General features: G+C 47.5%; 17 protein-coding genes. All 17 read right to left on the bottom strand.

Annotated elements, in window-relative coordinates:
* Positions 1–363: 363 nt before the first annotated feature.
* On the bottom strand, positions 364–1,401 hold the full coding sequence (recA, locus tag K6T23_RS10400; RefSeq protein ID WP_053427238.1) for a recombinase RecA: 1,038 nt from the start codon (positions 1,399–1,401) through the stop codon (positions 364–366).
* Between the two features lie 213 nt (positions 1,402–1,614).
* Positions 1,615–2,853, bottom strand: coding sequence for a competence/damage-inducible protein A (locus tag K6T23_RS10395; protein ID WP_238284269.1), 1,239 nt, complete (start codon positions 2,851–2,853; stop codon positions 1,615–1,617).
* Between the two features lie 63 nt (positions 2,854–2,916).
* Positions 2,917–3,495 (bottom strand): CDP-diacylglycerol--glycerol-3-phosphate 3-phosphatidyltransferase, encoded by a 579-nt coding sequence (gene pgsA, locus K6T23_RS10390; protein WP_053427240.1) that lies wholly within the window; start codon positions 3,493–3,495, stop codon positions 2,917–2,919.
* 53 nt (positions 3,496–3,548) lie between these two features.
* Positions 3,549–4,457 (bottom strand): helix-turn-helix domain-containing protein, encoded by a 909-nt coding sequence (locus K6T23_RS10385; RefSeq protein WP_238284268.1) that lies wholly within the window; start codon positions 4,455–4,457, stop codon positions 3,549–3,551.
* Positions 4,458–4,476: 19 nt separating this feature from the next.
* A complete protein-coding gene (locus tag K6T23_RS10380; RefSeq protein WP_048003988.1) occupies positions 4,477–5,268 on the bottom strand; it encodes a DUF3388 domain-containing protein in 792 nt (263 codons plus the stop codon).
* A 172-nt stretch (positions 5,269–5,440) separates the two neighbouring features.
* Positions 5,441–5,698, bottom strand: a complete 258-nt coding sequence (locus tag K6T23_RS10375) for a DUF3243 domain-containing protein (RefSeq protein WP_048003989.1) — start codon at positions 5,696–5,698, stop codon at positions 5,441–5,443.
* Between the two features lie 371 nt (positions 5,699–6,069).
* Complete coding sequence (gene ymfI, locus K6T23_RS10370; protein ID WP_056538572.1) at positions 6,070–6,783, bottom strand: elongation factor P 5-aminopentanone reductase; 714 nt, start codon at positions 6,781–6,783, stop codon at positions 6,070–6,072.
* Between the two features lie 58 nt (positions 6,784–6,841).
* Complete coding sequence (gene yfmH, locus K6T23_RS10365; RefSeq protein ID WP_238284267.1) at positions 6,842–8,131, bottom strand: EF-P 5-aminopentanol modification-associated protein YfmH; 1,290 nt, start codon at positions 8,129–8,131, stop codon at positions 6,842–6,844.
* Positions 8,132–8,135: 4 nt separating this feature from the next.
* Positions 8,136–9,407 carry an EF-P 5-aminopentanol modification-associated protein YfmF gene (gene yfmF / locus K6T23_RS10360; RefSeq protein WP_056537059.1) on the bottom strand — a complete coding sequence of 424 codons (1,272 nt, stop codon included), beginning with the start codon at positions 9,405–9,407 and terminating at the stop codon, positions 8,136–8,138.
* A 186-nt stretch (positions 9,408–9,593) separates the two neighbouring features.
* Positions 9,594–10,553 carry an ABC transporter permease gene (locus K6T23_RS10355; RefSeq protein WP_056537062.1) on the bottom strand — a complete coding sequence of 320 codons (960 nt, stop codon included), beginning with the start codon at positions 10,551–10,553 and terminating at the stop codon, positions 9,594–9,596.
* Complete coding sequence (locus K6T23_RS10350; RefSeq protein WP_056537065.1) at positions 10,554–11,603, bottom strand: ABC transporter permease; 1,050 nt, start codon at positions 11,601–11,603, stop codon at positions 10,554–10,556.
* Entirely contained in the window at positions 11,596–13,131 is a 1,536-nt protein-coding gene (locus K6T23_RS10345; RefSeq protein ID WP_056537068.1) for an ABC transporter ATP-binding protein, read from the bottom strand. The genes K6T23_RS10350 and K6T23_RS10345 overlap by 8 nt, the downstream gene beginning before the upstream one ends.
* 206 nt (positions 13,132–13,337) lie before the next feature.
* On the bottom strand, positions 13,338–14,429 hold the full coding sequence (locus K6T23_RS10340; protein WP_056537071.1) for a BMP family lipoprotein: 1,092 nt from the start codon (positions 14,427–14,429) through the stop codon (positions 13,338–13,340).
* A 43-nt stretch (positions 14,430–14,472) separates the two neighbouring features.
* A complete protein-coding gene (locus K6T23_RS10335; RefSeq protein WP_048003997.1) occupies positions 14,473–15,198 on the bottom strand; it encodes a GntR family transcriptional regulator in 726 nt (241 codons plus the stop codon).
* 394 nt (positions 15,199–15,592) lie between these two features.
* Positions 15,593–17,938 (bottom strand): FtsK/SpoIIIE family DNA translocase, encoded by a 2,346-nt coding sequence (locus K6T23_RS10330; RefSeq protein WP_238284266.1) that lies wholly within the window; start codon positions 17,936–17,938, stop codon positions 15,593–15,595.
* Between the two features lie 178 nt (positions 17,939–18,116).
* Entirely contained in the window at positions 18,117–18,323 is a 207-nt protein-coding gene (locus tag K6T23_RS10325; protein WP_053427250.1) for a YlzJ-like family protein, read from the bottom strand.
* Positions 18,320–19,060, bottom strand: a complete 741-nt coding sequence (locus K6T23_RS10320; protein ID WP_148985356.1) for a ClpP family protease — start codon at positions 19,058–19,060, stop codon at positions 18,320–18,322. Before K6T23_RS10320 ends, K6T23_RS10325 begins: the two co-directional genes overlap by 4 nt.
* Positions 19,061–19,100: the final 40 nt, after the last annotated feature.

Below are 19,100 nucleotides of genomic sequence, written 5' to 3'. Positions count from 1 at the left end.
GTCGGCTTGTACATTGCACAAATTGATCTCAACATACAGCGCAAGGCTTTCAAATGTCATTCGAAAATATTGTAAAATATACATGTTAATTTTAAATCTCAGAAAATTTATTGTCAAGGGGTTGGGAGCTTTGTGTCCAGATTTATGAAGCAATCCCATCAATCGGCACGTTTTATACTCCTGAACGAATGACATTAGTATCATTGTGGTCACTTCCCGGACAATTCATTCCTTAAAAAGCAGAAAAGCAGACTGGCCATAACCAGTCCGCTTTTCATAAAGCCGTGATCTGCCCTTTCCCCGGCAAACAAGGTACGATGACTCTTGGGGTGGAAAGGGCAGCCAAAGCCAAGGAGGAGTGCATCAGTCGTCTAACAGACTCATTTCTCCCGTCTCCTCTGTCTCGGCACGGCCTGTATCCAACCCATAGTGATCACGAATCTTCAGCATGATTTCATTGCGGATGTCCGGATTCTCTTTGAGGAATACTTTTGCATTTTCACGTCCTTGACCAAGACGCTCTTCATTATAGGAATACCAGGCACCGCTCTTGAGGATGATATCAAGTTCTGAACCGAGGTCGACGATCTCACCTTCTTTGGAAATCCCTTCTCCGTACATGATATCTACTTCTGCAACACGGAATGGAGGAGCAACTTTGTTCTTGACGACTTTGATCTTTGTCTTGTTCCCTACCATTTCATTTCCCTGTTTAAGGGTCTCAGCACGACGGACTTCAAGACGTACGGAAGAGTAGAATTTAAGTGCGCGTCCACCAGGTGTCGTTTCCGGGTTTCCGAACATAACCCCGACCTTTTCACGGATCTGGTTGATGAAGATGGCGATGGTCTTGGATTTGTTGATGGCACCAGAAAGCTTCCTCAAGGCCTGGGACATGAGACGAGCTTGGAGACCAACGTGGGAATCCCCCATCTCCCCTTCAATCTCGGCTTTAGGCACCAGGGCTGCCACAGAGTCAATAACAATCGCATCGACTGCACCGCTTCGTACGAGGGCTTCAGCGATTTCCAATGCCTGTTCACCTGTATCCGGCTGTGAAAGCAGGAGTTCGTCGATATTGACTCCCAATTTTTGTGCGTAAACGGGATCCAGGGCGTGCTCAGCATCAATGAATGCTGCTTGGCCACCTTGGGCCTGTACTTCTGCAATGGCGTGAAGGGCAACGGTTGTCTTACCAGAAGATTCCGGTCCATAGACTTCGACAATCCTACCACGTGGGTAACCGCCTACCCCAAGCGCTGCGTCAAGGGCAAGTGATCCACTTGGTACCGTTACGATTTCCCTGTCGGTCTTTTCTCCCAATTTCATAATGGAACCTTTACCGAATTGTTTCTCTATTTGTTTTAAAGCCATATCCAAGGCTGCTTTACGTTCACTCACAAATGATTCCTCCTTCAGAATGGTTAACTGGTTAACAATCTATACGCTTGTCTCACTTCCAACCTATCTATAACTATAAAGGTTTTTTTAATAGAAAACAAGCAAAAAATCGAACATTCATTCGGTTTTTTATCCATCGGCCATTTTAAGGGTTCTCTTACTTTTTCCAATCCTACGAAAAAATGGGTGCCCTTCAGGCACCCATACGATTTCTTATGCTTTGTATTCCTTCACCAAGTAATGCCACCCGTATTTTACTGTCCGGCTGCGATTCCCGTTTCGGCTTCCAGCCAGTGTGAGCTTGTATGCCCTCGGCTCTCCATCACCTGAAGCGATGCCGATCCAAACGGTTCCAGGAGGCAGATCCCCTTGCGCTTCGGGTCCTGCTACACCAGTGAAACTGATGCCTATATCGGATTTGAACAAGGTCCTCACATTGGCCGCAAGCTCGATGGCGCATTCACGACTGACCGCACCGTGATTCTTCAACGTTTCCTCCCGTACGTTCAGCACATCCCTCTTAACAGAATCCTGATAGCAGACCACTCCCCCCTCAAGGACGGAAGAAGCGCCTGCGATCGAAGCGAGGCTGGATTGAAACAAGCCTGCCGTGAGGCTTTCAGCTGCAGCAAGTGTAAGGCCTTTTTCTTTCAGGAGCCTGAAGCCCACCCCCTCAAGGGAGTCCTGGTCGTATCCGTATAGGTACTCCCCGACTGTTTGCCGAATTTCCGATTCCAACTCATTCAAGAGAGTCTCTGCGACATCTTTTGACTCGTGCTTTGCCGTCAATCGCAAGGTAACCTCTCCGTCCCCGGCAAGAGGTGCGATCGTCGGATTCGTCTGCCGGTCGATGAGTTCTTCAAGGTCGGCTTCGAGCTGCGACTCCCCTATCCCGAAGAATCGAAGTACACGGGAATGGATCACTTCTTTTCGTTTCATGAGGCCCATGACGGCAGGAACCCCGTACGTACTGAACATCGGCCTCATCTCAGAAGGCGGGCCAGGTAGCAGGATATATGCTTTCCCGGACTGTTGAAACACCATACCGGGTGCCATGCCGAAATCATTTTTCAATGGTACCGAACCTTCGAGAATCAGTGCCTGCTTTTCGTTGTTGGGAGTCATCACCCTGCCGACTTTTTCGAAATAAGCCCTGATGGAGTCCATGGCTTCTTCATCCATGGAGAGGCTGACACCCAGACTCCTTGCAATGGTCTCTTTGGTCAGATCATCCTTGGTCGGTCCGAGACCTCCCGTGAAGATAAGAAGGTCCGCCCTCTCTTCTGCATGCTTGATGACCTCTTCAAGTCTTTCCGGGTTATCTCCAACGCTTGTATGATAAAACACGTTCACTCCGATCTCGGCAAGCCTTTCTGAGATGAACTGGGCATTGGTATTAGCGATCTGCCCCAAAAGTAATTCCGATCCAACTGCGATAATTTCTGCATTCATGATTATTTCCTCCCGGTGAAAGAAGAAAGGGATGATTCCAATTGAATCAGCCCCTTCCATCCGTTATTTTGAATTAACAAACGCTTTGCGATTATGGTAAAAATAGTCCCAACCGGACCAGATGGTGAAGAACATGGCAATCCAAAGGGCAATGACATCGAACGGCAAGTTCATGAGCTCGAAGATGGCATTATTCAACAGCAATGCCGATATGGCAATGATCTGTGCCCACGTCTTGATCTTACCGAGCTGACCTGCAGCTACCACTTCGCCTTCTCCTGCCAGCACAAGTCGTAGACCCGTCACGGCAAATTCACGGCTGATGATGATGATGACGATCCATGAAGGCGCCACTCCCATTTCAACCAGTACGATCAAGGCTGCAGATACAAGTAGCTTATCCGCTAGGGGATCAAGGAACTTCCCGAGATTGGTGACGAGATCCAATTTCCTCGCATAATATCCATCGATCCAGTCTGTCGTAGACGCGATGATGAATATGAGGGCCCCTACGAATTGATTGACCGGAAGATCCGCCCCAAGGAAGCGCATATCCCCCCAGTTCCAGGGAACCAGCATAATAATGAGGAATAGCGGGATCAGAATGATCCGGGAAATGGTGATTTTATTAGGTAAATTCAATGTATTGCCTCCAATCCAGTGCACTAGAAGAAAGGGAAGGCGCCCCTTTCTCCTTACTCTGAAGATTCTTTGCTGTAATTAATGATAACATCCTGCCTGACCACATCGGTTGGGATTCCATACTCGACTTCCTCCCCATTGATGGTGATACCTGTATTGGCAGCATTCCCGATGATGAGATAGGCCTGGGATTCTCCGGAGAAATCGAAATCCTCTTTGCTCCCTTTCGTCAAGGTGCCTTCAAATAACACCTTATCCTTTTCATTATATACACCGATCCACGAATCACCGTCAGCAGATAACGAAAGTTTGAATCGATCTGTTCCATTCAGTTCGTAAGTGGTCTTATATCCCTGGACAGATGTCTGCTTGAGTGTTTGTTCATCTCCCTTTTTAGTATCTTTTGAATCATCTTCTTTATCCTGCTTTTTATCCTTATCGGCTGCAGGCTTTTCTTCTTTGTCAGATGATGTTTTTTCACCATCATCTTCCTTCGGTACATCCTTCTCGTCCACCGCTACCTGACTGTTTTTGTTCGTATCATTCTCTGCAGCATTATCATTGCCCATTTTTCCTTGGATGAATACCCACAGGACAAAGAGGATGCCGATGATCACCACCACGATAAGCAACGTCGGGATGAAATCGAGGACCTTCGAGGAACTCTCGGAGACCGTCTTTCTTGTCTGGACCCTTGAAAGGGAATCAGGAATTTCTTCGTGCTGTGTGACAGGGATTTCGGACTTGTACTCTTCAAAGATTTCTTCAGGTGGCAGGCCGACTGCTTCACAGTACTGCTTGATGAAGGCCCTCACATAAAATTTACCGGGCATGGAATCATACGAACCTTCCTCGATTCCGGTCAAATAGCGTTTCTGGATCTTCGTGATCCGCTGCAGATCGTCGAGGCTATAGCCTTTAGACTCCCTTGCATCCTTTAAACGTTTTCCTAATTCAGACACTTTTTAACACCTTCCAATATCAAAAATCAAAACCGCCGAAATCGGAATTTTGAAATAAATTATTTTGTTCAACCAACTCATATGTAATTTCCTCTTCAGGATTGTTCCGCAATTCGATGATGTAATCGAAATCCTCCAGGGTATACTCGGAGTTTTGTACAAACACATCAGGGTGCTCGATCACTTTGACCGCCGGCATGCGCATGATTTCCCTGACAAGCTGCCAATGCTGTTCATTTGCCCTCCGGGTAGAGACGATTCCGTCAATGATGAAGAGATTATCGTCTGAATATTCATCTTCGATCAGTTTGCTTCTGATGGTCTGCTTTAATAAAGTTGAAGATACGAATAGCCATTTTTTGTTGGCACAGACGCTCGAAGCGACGATGGATTCCGTTTTCCCCACGCGGGGCATACCACGCAGCCCCACAAGCTTGTGTCCTTCCTGCTTGAATAGTTCTGCAAGGAAATCGACAAGAAGTCCGAGCTCATCCCGAACGAAACGGAACGTCTTTTTATCATCTGCATCCCGCTGGATGTAACGTCCATGCCTGACAGCCAGGCGATCCCTCAGTTTTGGTTCTCGAAGCTTGGTTACATTGATGGTATCCATCGTCTGCAGGATCGATTCGAGTCTTCCGATCTGCTCATCCGTGTCAGCAAGGAGCAGCATTCCCCGTCTCCCTTCGTCCACCCCATTGATGGTGACGATATTGATCGAGAGCATCCCAAGCAGGGAAGAAATATCCCCCAACAGGCCGGGGCGGTTCTTTTGAATCTCATATTCCAGGTACCATTCTTTCCTTTCCATCGGGTTTCCTCCTTCAAAGGCAATGATCCAGATTCGGGGATTTTAAACTCTAGGTATTATAATAAAGTATTTTTTTCTAATATAAAAGAAAAACCTACATAATTGCCTACATTTTCTCTATTTTTCACGTTGGATGGGACAATGTAAAAAAGAGAGGGAAAATCCCCTCTCTTTAGCGAGTTCCGTTATTGTTGACAAGCTTGACCATCATGTTGGCGATAGCATGCTGCTCATCAGGTGAAGCAACAGACCAAAGATCTGCAAGGACTCTTTCTTGATCGTTCTTAGCTTCCACCTGTTTGGAAAGGTAGTCACCGATTTGATAAGCAAGATCATTCACGGTTTCGTTTTCCATACCGCTGTGCTGAGCCTGGTGCAAGCGATCACCCAAGAAGTTTTTCCAATCAGACCAGTTTTCTAATACTGACATGTCATATGACCTCCTTTATTGAGATACAAGCTTAGTTTGCATCTTTTCAAGGGAATTATGCGTCCGGTCTCAAATTTCAATGGAGGCATTGTCGGGTCAGATTTCCCCGGCTCCGCTTTTCTCTTGTCCAGCTCCTCCGGGGTGACCCTCGAGGTCATAAGTCCCTCAGACCATAAAGGCAAGGGACGCCTTTATGTCCTGACGTCCTTATGCTTGTCGGGTCAGTTCTCCCCGGCTCCGCTTTTCTCTTTGTCCAGCTCCCCCGGGGTGACCCTCGAGGTCATAAGTCCCTCAGACCATAAAGGCAAGGGACGCCTTTATGTCCTGACGACCTTATGCTTGTCGGGTCAGTTCTCCCCGGCTCCGCTTTTCTAGGTGTACCAGCCCCCGTTGACGGATAGGGTTTGGCCGGTTATGTATGCTGCTTTTGGTGAGAGGAGGAAGTCCACGGCGTCTGCTATTTGGTCGGGGTGGGCGAGTTCCCCCATGGGAATTTCGTCTCTGATTCCCTGGACGTCTTCTTCTGTAAAACCGGAGAGCATATTGGTGCTCACAGCACCGGGGGCCACGGCGTTGACCCTTACCCCGCTAAGGGCGACCTCTTTGCTAAGGGCCTTTACAAATGAAAGCTGGGCTCCTTTCACAGCAGAATAAACGACTTCGCAGGATGCACCCGTCTGGCCCCAGATGGAGCTCATGAGTACAATGGATCCTTTTTTCCTGACCAACTTCGGAAGTAAGGCTTGTACTAGGAGCATCGGGCTCTTTACATGCAAGCTGATCATCTCATCCATGCTTTCTTCGGACTGATCTTGGAACAGTCCCCAGTGAGACGTTCCGCTGCAGTACACAATGGCGTCCAGATCAAAGATCTGTTCAGTCAATTTCCCCACTCCCCCGGAGGAAGTGAGATCCGCTTTGACCGGTATTACATCCACTCCTTTAATCTCCTCCATCAATGTAGTGATGGCTTCTTCATTTCGATGATAATGGAGATAGAGACTCCATCCCTCACTGGCAAGCTTCTTTGCCGTGCTTTTACCGATACCTCCAGAAGCACCGGTAATGAGAGCGAATTTCATGATCGTTCCTCCTTTACACAAGAAGGGGAACTGCCGGTTATGGACAGTTCCCCTTCAAGCATCATGAATTTGGTACAACCTGGCATACGGTCATCCGTTTTTCATCAATCAGACCTGCAGCTGCATTGGTGATGTCGTCCACTGACAGACTTTCAAGTGTCGGTACGACATCGAATAGATCCATTTCATTGAATGCATAGCGGGTAAACTGATTGGCAATGAACTCGGGAGAATTGATGGCACGGAGAAAGGCTCCGATTTTCTTCTTCTTCGTCCTCGCCAGGTTTTCTTCGGTTACGATCGGTTCGTTCACAGCCTTCAGAAGGAGACCCTGAATGCGTTCGGCCAATTCATCCGGCTTCTCCGTATCCCCACCGGCAGTTAGGAAACCAAACCCATTTTCCTGGGTATAATCATAACTGAACGTTTCATCGATCAGTCCGTCGTTATAAAGGTCCGAATAGTGATTTGAACTTTTCCCGAACAAAATATCAAGGAAAACGTTAATGGAAAGCTCCTGCTTCAGCATTTCCTTGCCTTGCTGATGGGGATCGGATGCCTTCAGGCCAACCAAACATTTTGGGCTTTGCACGTTCATTTTCAGGACTTTTTTCTTTTCTGCCACTTCATCGGGTTCCTGATCGAATTCCCTTTTGATTTCAGGCATCTTTTCATAATCCTTTTTGCCTTGATTTTCCCTGACCTGATTCATAATAGCCTCAGGGTCCACGGAACCGACAACGAACAGCAACATATTACTCGGATGATAGAACGTGCCGTAGCACTGATAGAGCATGTCTTTCGTGATAGGTGTAATGGACTCGATCGTCCCTGCTATGTCAATCTTGACAGGATGATTTTTGTACATATTTTCAATCACGCCGAAATACAGGCGCCAATCGGGGTTATCATCATACATGGTGATTTCCTGTCCGATGATACCCTTTTCTTTTTCAACTGTTTTTTCCGTAAAGTAAGGATCCTGCACAAAGTCGATCAGTGTTTCCAGATTCCGCTCCACGTTAGTGGTACTGGAGAAAAGATAGGCTGTGCGCGTGAATGACGTGAAGGCGTTGGCAGAAGCGCCTTGCTTACTGAACTGCTGGAACACATCTCCGTCTTCTTTTTCAAAAAGCTTATGCTCGAGGAAATGGGCGATGCCGTCTGGAACTTTGACCAATTCTTCCTCTCCGAGAGGGGCGAAATGGTTATCGATGCTTCCATATTTTGTCGTAAAGGTTGCATAGGTTTTATTGAATCCTCCCTTAGGAAGAATGTACACATCCAACCCGTTTGCCATCTTCTCATAATAAAGGTTTTCCTGCAGCTGATCGAAGGTAATCTTCTTCATATCATTACCCCTCCGTTCCTGTTAAAAAGTAAATCGTATCAAGTTCGACTTTATTGGCCGCTTTCACCACTTCATCCTTTGTGGCTGCGTCGATTTTTGCGAGCCAGTCATTCAAGCCGATATCGATCCCGGCAAAGGCGTTTTGGTACAGGACTTCCACAAGACCACGCGGAGTATCGATGGTTTCAAGCATTTGATTGCGCATGACTGCTTTGGTTTGATCCAACTCATCACTAGTGAAATCACCAGCCTTCATGGCTTGAAGCTGCTCATCGATGATTCCCACCGCTTGATCATAATTCTTCGACTCGATTCCACTCATGACCATGAGTAGCCCTTTATGGCTTTCGAGGCGACTTGCTGCATAGTAGGCAAGGCTTGCTTTTTCACGTACATTGATGAACAGTTTGGAGTGGGAAAATCCACCGAATATCCCATTGAAGACCTGAAGCGCAAAATAGTCCTCATCGCCATATTGAGTATGGGTACGGTAGCCGATATTCAATTTCCCCTGTTTGACATCCTGCTGTTCCTTGATGACATTTTCCTTCTGGATTTGCTTTTGAATACCTTGGTCGACACGCTTAGGATCCCGTTCGGAAAGATTCATGAGACCATCGCACAGCTTTTCTACTTCATCCGCATCGACGTCGCCGATCACATAAAGATCAAATTGATCTTCCTGCATGACGCGCTCATAGTAATCATAAAGCGCCTTCGGTGTAATCGCATCGACTTCGTCCTTCTCTCCGTTGACGTGAAGGGCGAATCGCTCGCCTTTACACATTTCCTCCACCAGACGGGAGTTCGCATACCTCATTTTGTCATCGTAGACCGATTGAATCCGGATTTTTTGATTCCGCTTCTCTTTCTCGACCGTTGCAGGGTCGAATTCATCGGTGGCATGGGGATTGAAAAGGACCTCCGTTAAAAATTCGATTCCTTTTTGAAGGAGTGGTTCAGAATCAGCGAGAAACTTTTCATTGGCTATCTCAACAGACATGCTGACGATATGGTACTCGCCCTTCTTTCCAAGGTCGACAAAAAAGTTCGCCCCATATAGTTCATCAAGGTGGGAACGCAGTGTAGTCGTGGACGGGTAGGATTTAGTACTGCTTTGCATCACATGCGGCAGCAGCCCTCTCAATGTCACGGTATCTTGATCCAAAGGCGCCTTCATTTTAAAGACGATGCTGTTTGTTTTGAATTTTTCAGTTTTGACGATATGTAGCGTATATCCGTTCTTCTTCTTGATCACTTCATTAATATCAGACATTCGGCTCAAGCCTCCTTCATATCTTGCATAAACACCTTTATTTTACGGGTATTTACGTCTAACTATACATGTTTGCCGCACGCGTTTTCAAGCATCTTCCTCCGCTGGTAAAACCTTAATGGGCTATTATATGAAAAAAACACGAAAAACATGCAAAAGGAGCCCTTGATGAAGGGCTCCTTTCCATTAACGACTTCCTTTGATATAAGGTGTTCCAAGAGCTTTTGGTGCATCTGCACGTCCGATGAACCCTGTCAAAGCCAGGATCGTAAGAACGTAAGGTGCGATCAAGAGGTACACGCTCGGAATATTTTCGAATAGCGGAAGGCTGCTTCCGATAATGCTGAGGCTCTGAGCGAATCCGAAGAAGATCGCTGCACCCATGGCACCAAGTGGATGCCATTTTCCGAAGATCAGTGCAGCCAGGGCCATGAAGCCTTGTCCACTGATGGTAGCATGACTGAAATCGGATGAAATTGACTGGGCATATACCCCGCCCCCGATTCCAGCGAAGGCTCCAGAGAGGATGACTCCGATATATCTCATACGTGTCACGTTGATGCCCATCGTGTCGGCAGCCATAGGGTGTTCCCCGACAGAGCGCAGACGCAAACCGAATGGCGTTTTGAACATGATGAACCACACAAGGAATGCCGCAATGATCGCCACAAACGGTGGCCAGTACGTATTACTGAAGAAGATGTCTCCGATCACCGGTATCTTATGGAGAACAGGCACATCGATTTTCGAGAAGCCTTCTGAAATGATGTCTGTCTGGCCTTTTCCATAAATGCGCTTTACGAGGAAAAGCGTCAAACCGACAGCAAGGAGATTGATGGCCACACCTGATACAGTTTGGTCTGCCCTGAAGCTGATCGATGCGACAGCGTGCAGGACGGAGATCAATGCTCCGGCAAGCATACCGACAAGAAGGGACACCCACGGGGTGGCAGCTCCGAAGGTATCAGCAAATGCAAGGTTAAAGACGATGGAGGAGAAGGCTCCGATGACCATCAATCCCTCCAAGCCGATATTGACGACCCCTGATCGCTCTGAAAATGCTCCACCAAGTGAAGTGAAAATAAGTGGTGACGCCCACAATAATGTTGATGGAATAAGTATGGTTAAGATATCGATGAACCCCACTTATTTCACCCCCTTTTTTCTGAATCGTTGAATCATATAGCGGATGATATAACCTGATGCCACAAAGAAGATGATAAGGGCGATAATGATATCGACCAGCTCATTCGGAATGCCTGCATCAAGCGGCATATTCAGGGCTCCGACCTTCAAGCCACCGAAAAGCAGTGCCGCGAAGATGACCCCGATCGCTGCATTTCCGCCCAAGAGCGCTACCGCGATTCCATCAAAACCGACTCCTGTGAAGCCTCCCTTGATGGAAGCATAACCGAATGTACCGAGAGCTTCCATGGAACCGGCAAGCCCTGCAAACGCTCCTGAAATCACCATGGACAGAATGATATTTCCATTCACGTTCATTCCTGCATATTGAGATGCGTTCTGATTGTATCCTACAGCACGCAATTCATATCCACGTGACGTCTTCTCAAGAAGGAACCACATGATGAATGCACACGCAAGGGCAATGATGATTCCCCAGTGCAGGCGTGAGAAGTCTGTGATGGATTCAAGGAATGGCGACTTCAGGGAAGCTGATTCCGCTACATAATCCGTCCGTTCCTTCCTGTCAGTCAACACATCACGCACAATAGCATTCGATGCCTGCAGGGCGATATAGTTCATCATGATGGTTACGATGACTTCGTGCACCCTGAACCGGGCTTTCAAAAGTCCTGGCACGAATCCCCATAAGGCCCCGGCCAGTGCAGCTGCGATGACAGCGAGCGGCAGATGGATGAACTTTGGCAGATCGCCGAAGGATGTACCCACCCACACGGCTGCAAGCCAGCCCACGATAAGCTGTCCTTCAACCCCGATATTGAACAAGCCTGTCCTGAATGCAAATGCAACGGCTAGACCCGCTAGGATCAGAGGGGTCATCTGACGGAGGGTTTCCCCGACGAAGTAGACTTCCCCGAAGATCCCGTCCCATAGGGCGGAATACCCTTCGATCGGATTATACCCGCTCACGAGCATGATGATGGTACCGGCAAGGATGCCAAGGACCACTGATATGATAGGGATCAATATATTAGTTAGACGATTAGACATGTGATGTTTCCCCCGTTCCTTTCCCTTTCGAACCAGCCATCAAGAGGCCGAGCTCCTGTTCCGTCGTGTCTTTTGGATCGACGATCGCGACAATCTGTCCTTCATAAATCACAGCAATACGGTCGCTTACATTCAGGATTTCATCCAGTTCGAAAGAAAGCAGCAATACGGCTTTTCCGTTGTCCCGCTGTTCGATGAGACGCCTGTGAATGAATTCGATCGCCCCTACGTCCAACCCGCGGGTAGGCTGTGCAGCGATGAGAAGATCCGGATCTTTATCCACTTCCCTGCCGATGATGGCTTTTTGCTGATTCCCCCCGGACAAAGATCGTGCCAGGGTGTATTCAGACGGCGTACGAACATCAAACTCTGCGATGATCTTCCTTGCATGATTGTAAATATTTTTATAGCTCAGAATTCCCTTATTTGAATACGGTTTTTTATAGTAGTTTTGAAGAACGATATTTTCACCGATCGGGAAGTCCAGTACCAATCCGTGCTTATGACGATCCTGCGGGATATGTCCGACACCCGCTTCATAGATTTTCCTCGGTCTCATGTTCAAAATCTCTTTACCATTCAGTTTGATCGAACCGCTGTCTGCTTTCATGAGGCCGGTGATGGCTTCGATCAGTTCACTTTGACCGTTACCATCGACTCCTGCAATACCGAGGATCTCACCTGCTTTCAGGTCCAGATTCAATCCTTTCACGACCGGAACATTCCGGGAGTCCTTCACTTGAAGGTCGCGAACCTCGAGAACCACTTCCTTAGGGGATGCAGGGATCTTTTCCGTTTTGAACGTGACTTCCCTTCCGACCATAAGGCTTGCCAGATCATTGGGGTTCGTGTCTGACACGCTGACAGTCCCGATCCCTTTTCCTTTTCTGATAACGGTTACATTATCACACACTTCCATGATTTCCTTCAGTTTGTGAGTGATAAGGATGATGGATTTCCCTTCTTTGATCAAGGTTTTCATGATCTGGATCAGCTCTTTGATTTCCTGTGGCGTCAGGACGGCGGTCGGCTCATCGAAGATCAGGATTTCAGCTCCGCGATAGAGCGTTTTAAGGATCTCCACCCTCTGCTGCATCCCTACTGATATATCTGATATCTTGGCAGAAGGGTCGACCCTAAGGCCATATTTCTCAGATATATCCGATATTTCTTTTTCAGCTTTTTTAATATCCACCGTGGCACCCGATTTTGGTTCCCTGCCGAGGATAATGTTCTCAGTTACAGTGAACGTATCAACGAGCATGAAATGCTGGTGGACCATTCCGATCCCGAGATCATTTGCAATGTTGGGATTCGTGATGTCCACCTTTTTCCCTCGCACGCGGATCTCACCCTGTTCGGGTTGGTAGAGACCGAACAACACGTTCATCAACGTGGACTTACCGGCTCCATTTTCACCAAGAAGCGCATGAATTTCACCTTGTTTGAGCTGGAGAGTAATATTGTCGTTAGCTACGATGCCAGGGAACTCCTTGCGGATATTCAGCATCTCGATTACATAATCCATTTTATTCACTCCTTGCGATAGGCTAGGGACAATTTATCTAGTAGTTAGAGGTCAGACCTTAAGATCGATTTCCCTTGTAAAAAACTAAGTGAAAGATAGAATGGGCTTCTACCCTTCAATTAGATTTTCAATTTTCTTATATTTTGCTGCAAAAAAGGGATAAGAGACCGGCTATCCTTGGCCCGCTTATCCCCAATGAACTATAATCAGTTAGCTTTGAAGCTTTCGGCGTCTTTGATGGAAGAAGGAACTTCCACGTCACCGCTCTTGATTTTTTCTTTCCACTCATCAACGGCTTTCACGACTTCGTCTTTGTTGGAAAGTTCTTCATTCACTTCCGCAAGACCTACACCGTCTTCTTTAAGACCGAACAAGATTTCTTTCCCACCAGGGAAATCCCCGTCCTTCGCTTGAGTCGCGACATCTTTCACTGCGTTGTCCACTCGCTTAAGGGCAGAAGTCAGGACGATGTTGTGGTCTCCCACTTTTCCTTCGTCTACCTGGTCAGAGTCGACACCGATCGCCCAAAGCTCACGGGAAGGATCTTTTGCTTTCAGATCACGTGCTTCTTTGAATAATCCGTTACCTGTTCCACCAGCTGCGTGGAAGATGACATCTACTTTAGAAGAGTACATTTTTGAAGCAATCGTTTGACCAAGCTCTGCTTTATCGAAAGCACCTGCATAGTCTGCAACGATTTCTGCATCAGGGTTGCTTGCTTTGACACCGGCGATGAATCCTGAATGGAAGCGCTCGATAACCGGGCTTTCCACTCCGCCGATGAATCCGATTTTATTGGTTTTGGTTGCAAGACCGGCCGCTACTCCCGCTAGGAAAGAAGCTTCCTGCTCTTTGAACATGATGCTGGCAACATTCGGTTGATCTACAACTTCATCCACAAGGGCGAAGTGAGAATCCTTCTGTTGGCTGGCGATATCTTCGATCGCACCTTTCATCATGAATCCAATTCCATATATCAAGTCAAAGTCTTGGCGAGCCAAGTTGTTCAGGTTGGTAGCATAATCAGCATCGGATTGGGATTGAAGGTAATCGAATCCTTTTTTCCCTTTTTCCAAGTCATTTTCTTTACCATAAGCTTGAAGGCCTTCCCAAGCTGATTGGTTGAATGATTTATCATCAACACCGCCGACATCTGTTACCATTGCCACTGTGAAGTTATCATCCTTGCCTTTCCCGTCACTTGCATTATCTTTGTCATCGCTTGTTCCACATGCACCTAGAATTGTTCCTGCAGCCAACACGAATGACATCGCCATACCAAATTTACGCTTTTTCACCTGAGTACCCCCTAGTATTGTTATAAATTAGTAGAAAGGCGGATCATACACGCTTCCTAAGCACGTGAAAGCTGAACTTATCCGAGCGGAAGTAGTTCACCGAATAGAGGATTGGTTCATCATTCTCACTGAAGTGCATCTGTTTCAGCACAAGAAGTGCCGTTTCAGGCTCGCAGTTCAGGATCGGGGAGATTTTATCATGATACCCGAGAGGCTCGATATGTGCCCCCGCATATGTGATTCTCTTATTCTCCCTTTTCTCCAGAACGGAGAAGATGGAATTGTCTTCATGGGTGAAGTTCCGCGGCATGATTCTAGCCGGTATCTTATCCATGCAGTAGACGACAGGTTCCCCATTCGCCGTACGCACCCTCTCGATGAGGATGACATCCTCCGGTTCTTCCAATGAGAAGCGTTTCATATCTTCCTCGGTTGCTTCCTGGGTCGTCGAGCTCAAAAAAATAGTCCCCGGATCCATCCCAGCCTGCCTGATCATATTGGTCACGCTGCTGAGCTGTTCGATGCCCGAAGTGAAGAGGGGTTTGGCATTGACAAATGTACCGACTCCATGCCGCCTGACGATGACACTCTCTTCCTCAAGGATCCTGAGTGCCTCCCTCAGCGTAGCGCGACTAACGCCGAGCTGTTTGGAAAGGTCGAATTCGGAAGGAAGTTTTTCTTTCTCTCTGTACATCCCCGCTTCGATGTCTTTCTTCAAGCGATCAATGACCTGCAAATACAAATGCCGATTGTCTGTCTTAATTGTCAACGGAACCACCACCAAATTTTCTCAAGTCATCAGACCTCTGATGTATATCTTTCCTACTAATCGAAAATACTATAACACTTTTCAAAACATAAATAAATAGCATTGTGTGATTTTGTCGAAAAAAATGATTTATTAAAAAATTTATCTTCCAAATGCCCTTCTTTATGGAAAAACCCCTTGATTTTTTCATGTTTTTATCATTAAACGTCCTGTTTTTTACATTTCCAACGCCTATATGTAGCAATGTTCACACTAATGAAATAATGCATGTTTTTAGGAAGCGTTACCAATAGTATAACTCATTGGTGGATAACTTTTTGATTTTAATAAAAAAACCGCTTGAGCAGATGCTCAAGCGGGGTCTTTCAGCTCATGTCTCAAGAGGTATGGGCTCTTAGGAGGATTGTTCTTCGGAGGGCTTGCCGACAAGTACGGTCCGTGGCTTGCTTCCTTCATAAGGTCCGACTACTCCCCGTACCTCCATTTCATCGATGATCCTGGCGGCTCTCGTATAGCCGATCCTGAACCGGCGCTGCAGCATGGAAACAGACGCAGTCTGCATTTCAGCAATCAATTGGACTGCATCATCATACAGCTCATCTTCCGCTTCCCCGCTGCCGGACTCTTCCTGGACTTCATCCGGGATCATTTCTTCCTGATACTGTGCTTTTTGCTGCGATATGACGAAGTCGACGACTTCTTCTACTTCTTCATCGGATAAGAAGGCCCCCTGTACCCTTGTCGGCTTGGAAGCACCGACAGGCATGAAGAGCATATCCCCCCTTCCAAGGAGTTTTTCTGCGCCTCCAGAATCTAGGATGGTTCGTGAATCGGTCATGGAAGAGACAGCAAAGGCAATCCTTGAAGGGATGTTTGCCTTGATGACACCGGTAATGACATCCACCGACGGTCGCTGTGTGGCGATGATCAAATGAATCCCTGCCGCACGGGCCATCTGCGCAAGGCGGGTGATGGCATCTTCTACATCATTCGATGCGACCATCATCAAGTCAGCGAGCTCATCGACGATGACGACGATATAAGGAAGAAGGGGCTGTTTGTCTTCGTTCTCAAGGTTTTGTCTTTTGACATAATCATTGTATCCTTCAATATTACGTGTGCCTGTATGGGAGAAAAGCTCATATCTTCGCTCCATTTCATTCACGACTTTTTTTAACGCCTGAGAGGCACGCTTCGGCTCCGTCACGACGGGTGCCAGCAAGTGGGGAACTCCGTTGTACACATTGAGCTCCACCATTTTGGGGTCGATCATCATGAGTTTGACTTCATGGGGCTTGGCCCTCATGAGGATACTCGTGATGATGCCGTTGATGCAAACACTCTTCCCGCTACCCGTGGCTCCCGCTACAAGGAGATGGGGCATCTTATTCAGTTCGGCAAGTACGGCTTCCCCTGTAATATCCCTGCCCAGTCCGATCTGGAGTTTTGACTCAGGCTTGTTTTTTTCCTTTGATTCGAGCACTTCCCTGAGGGATACCATGGCCACTTCCGAATTCGGCACTTCGATTCCAATGGCCGATTTCCCCGGTATCGGTGCTTCGATCCTGATGTCTTTAGCAGCGAGCGCCAATGCGAGATCATCGCTGAGATTGACAATACGGCTCACCTTCACCCCGACATCCGGGTGCACTTCATATTTGGTTACGGCTGGCCCTAGATGGACCTGAGTCACCTTCGCTTTGACGCCAAAGCTTTGGAAGGTGCGTTCGAGCTTCGCTGCATTGGCATGGATCAGCTGATATTCATTGCTCTGATCTGTCTTCTTCGGACTTTTCAACAGCGAAATCGACGGAAGCTTATAATCTTTATTCTCGACTTCGGTGAAGGTGATCGGAGGAGCATCGTCTTGAACGCCCTTATCAGTTGAATCATCTTTCGACTCCCCTGCTGCCGGCTCTTCTTTATCGGTCCGTTCATGGGCATAGGCCTTCTCGGCAAAATTCGATATGATCGGTTCCCGGGTATCGACCTGAGGCTCAACATCTGGTATCGGATCGACGGAAGGCACCTTCGTTTCCTTTTCCTGCACTTTCTTTTCAAGAGCTGGCTTTTCCAGCTTCTTTTTTGCTTTTTCTTCTTTCCATTCTGCCATATCCACCTTGAATGCTTCCCACTGGGAGGTGATGAATGCCCCGAATCTTTTTCCGATCCGACCGAGTACATCCCCAAGGGATCGACCGGTCACCAGGATGATCCCGATGATGATGAAGGTCGCACTCATGATCCGTGCCCCCTGTGAATCAAAGAGGAAATAGGACACGGCGAACAGGACGCTGCCGATCATCCCACCTCCGATGTCGGAGGTACTGGATTCTCCCCTGATATCCATCCAATAGAGATCCCATGTGTTCATGATGACACTCGGGTGCTCAAAGGCACCATCATTGCTCAGCAGATCGAAAAGCTTCACGTGGCTGAGGAGCAGGAAGCTCGCCACGATGATATATATCCCTACCAATCTCCTGCTGAAGAGAAGTGGTACTTCCCGTTTCACCATCAGGTATCCCGCGATGTAGATCATTAGAAGCAGAGCTGCCATATACCATTCTCCCATGAAGAACCTGAAGAAATGGACGACGGCCCTACCCACCGCCCCCAACTTGATGACTGAGATCAAACTGAGCGTCAACAGCATCAAGCCGGTAATTTCATATTTTATAGTCTGCTTCAGTGCGTTGGTGTTCGGTCCCTTTTTTTTCCTTTTCTTTTTTTTCGCCAATTCAATTCACCTAAATTCTTAAGAAGTCTTACGGATTATGTACGTGAAGATGAAGAAAGGGCTGACCCTTATCGGCATCCTTCTTCGCCACAGGTGTCAGTCCCCATCCGTCATGTTCATCTTATGTCTCTTTTTTAGTATACCATACCCTACATGGTGAAAGAATCCTCTTTATGCCTTAATTACCAAGGATCATACCAGGAGAAAAGCGATTGTCGAGGAAATGGGAAGGATCACTGCTCATCACCCTCAATACCCGGTAATTCTCCTCTTCCTTCTGGACCATCAGCGGCACTCCTTCGTAGTCGATCATCATCTGGGAGGCATATACTTCTGGGTCCGTCGCGAATACGGCTTCCTGGGGAATGATGGTGTAGAGGATCATTGGATCAGTCCCTCCCCTTCATCCGTGTGGTTCAGTTCGATCAGCTCATTGATTTTCTTGATGGCTTGACCGATCCCTCCGATCCCATTGATGAGTCCGTATTTGACCGCATCATCACCAACGACATTCGTTCCGATATCCCGTGTCAGGTTCCCCTTTGCGAACATAAGGTCCTTGAAATCTGTTTCAGAAATGTTACTGTGCTTGGTTACAAAGCTCACGACGCGATCCTGCATCTTGTCCAGATACTCGAATGTCTGCGGCACTCCGATCACAAGACCGGTCAATCGCACAGGATGGATTGTCATGGTGGCAGTGCTCGCGATGAATGAATAGTCACACGAAACGGCAATTGGGACACCTATGCTGTGCCCTCCACCAAGAACAAGGGATACTGTCGGCTTAGAAAGCGATGCGATCATCTCTGATATGGCAAGACCCGCTTCCACATCTCCGCCGACGGTGTTGAGTATGACGACGAGCCCTTCGATTTTAGGATTCTGTTCAATGGCCACGAGCTGAGGAAGGATATGCTCATATTTCGTTGTTTTATTTTGTGGTGGGAGCTGCATATGACCCTCGATCTGTCCCACGATTGTCAGACAGTGAATATTTGAGTCCTGTGAAAGCTGTGGCACATTGGTTTGTCCCAGCTGTTGGATCTTCTCCATCAAGCCTGACGGTTTATCTTTATCATCCTTGCCCGGCTGATCTTCCTGTTCCATTCTTGTATCCATAAGTCCAACTCCTTTTCGCTTGGTGCATACCATTATTATT

The sequence above is a fragment of the Rossellomorea marisflavi genome, assembly GCF_022170785.1.
In the GTDB taxonomy this organism is placed as follows: domain Bacteria; phylum Bacillota; class Bacilli; order Bacillales; family Bacillaceae_B; genus Rossellomorea; species Rossellomorea marisflavi_B.
This window is presented reverse-complemented; position numbering and strand designations above follow the sequence as displayed.

What these genes read in the sequence shown, in the direction of transcription:
- K6T23_RS10325 (WP_053427250.1), bottom strand. Translation starts at nt 18,323, where the DNA reads ATGATCCTCTACACCATCATTCCCCAGGAAGCCGTATTCGCGACGGAC.
- K6T23_RS10395 (WP_238284269.1), bottom strand. Translation starts at nt 2,853, where the DNA reads ATGAATGCAGAAATTATCGCAGTTGGATCGGAATTACTTTTGGGGCAG.
- K6T23_RS10375 (WP_048003989.1), bottom strand. Translation starts at nt 5,698, where the DNA reads ATGTCAGTATTAGAAAACTGGTCTGATTGGAAAAACTTCTTGGGTGAT.
- yfmF (WP_056537059.1), bottom strand. Translation starts at nt 9,407, where the DNA reads ATGTCTGATATTAATGAAGTGATCAAGAAGAAGAACGGATATACGCTA.
- K6T23_RS10380 (WP_048003988.1), bottom strand. Translation starts at nt 5,268, where the DNA reads ATGGAAAGGAAAGAATGGTACCTGGAATATGAGATTCAAAAGAACCGC.
- K6T23_RS10345 (WP_056537068.1), bottom strand. Translation starts at nt 13,131, where the DNA reads ATGGATTATGTAATCGAGATGCTGAATATCCGCAAGGAGTTCCCTGGC.
- K6T23_RS10320 (WP_148985356.1), bottom strand. Translation starts at nt 19,060, where the DNA reads ATGGATACAAGAATGGAACAGGAAGATCAGCCGGGCAAGGATGATAAA.
- K6T23_RS10350 (WP_056537065.1), bottom strand. Translation starts at nt 11,603, where the DNA reads ATGTCTAATCGTCTAACTAATATATTGATCCCTATCATATCAGTGGTC.
- yfmH (WP_238284267.1), bottom strand. Translation starts at nt 8,131, where the DNA reads ATGAAGAAGATTACCTTCGATCAGCTGCAGGAAAACCTTTATTATGAG.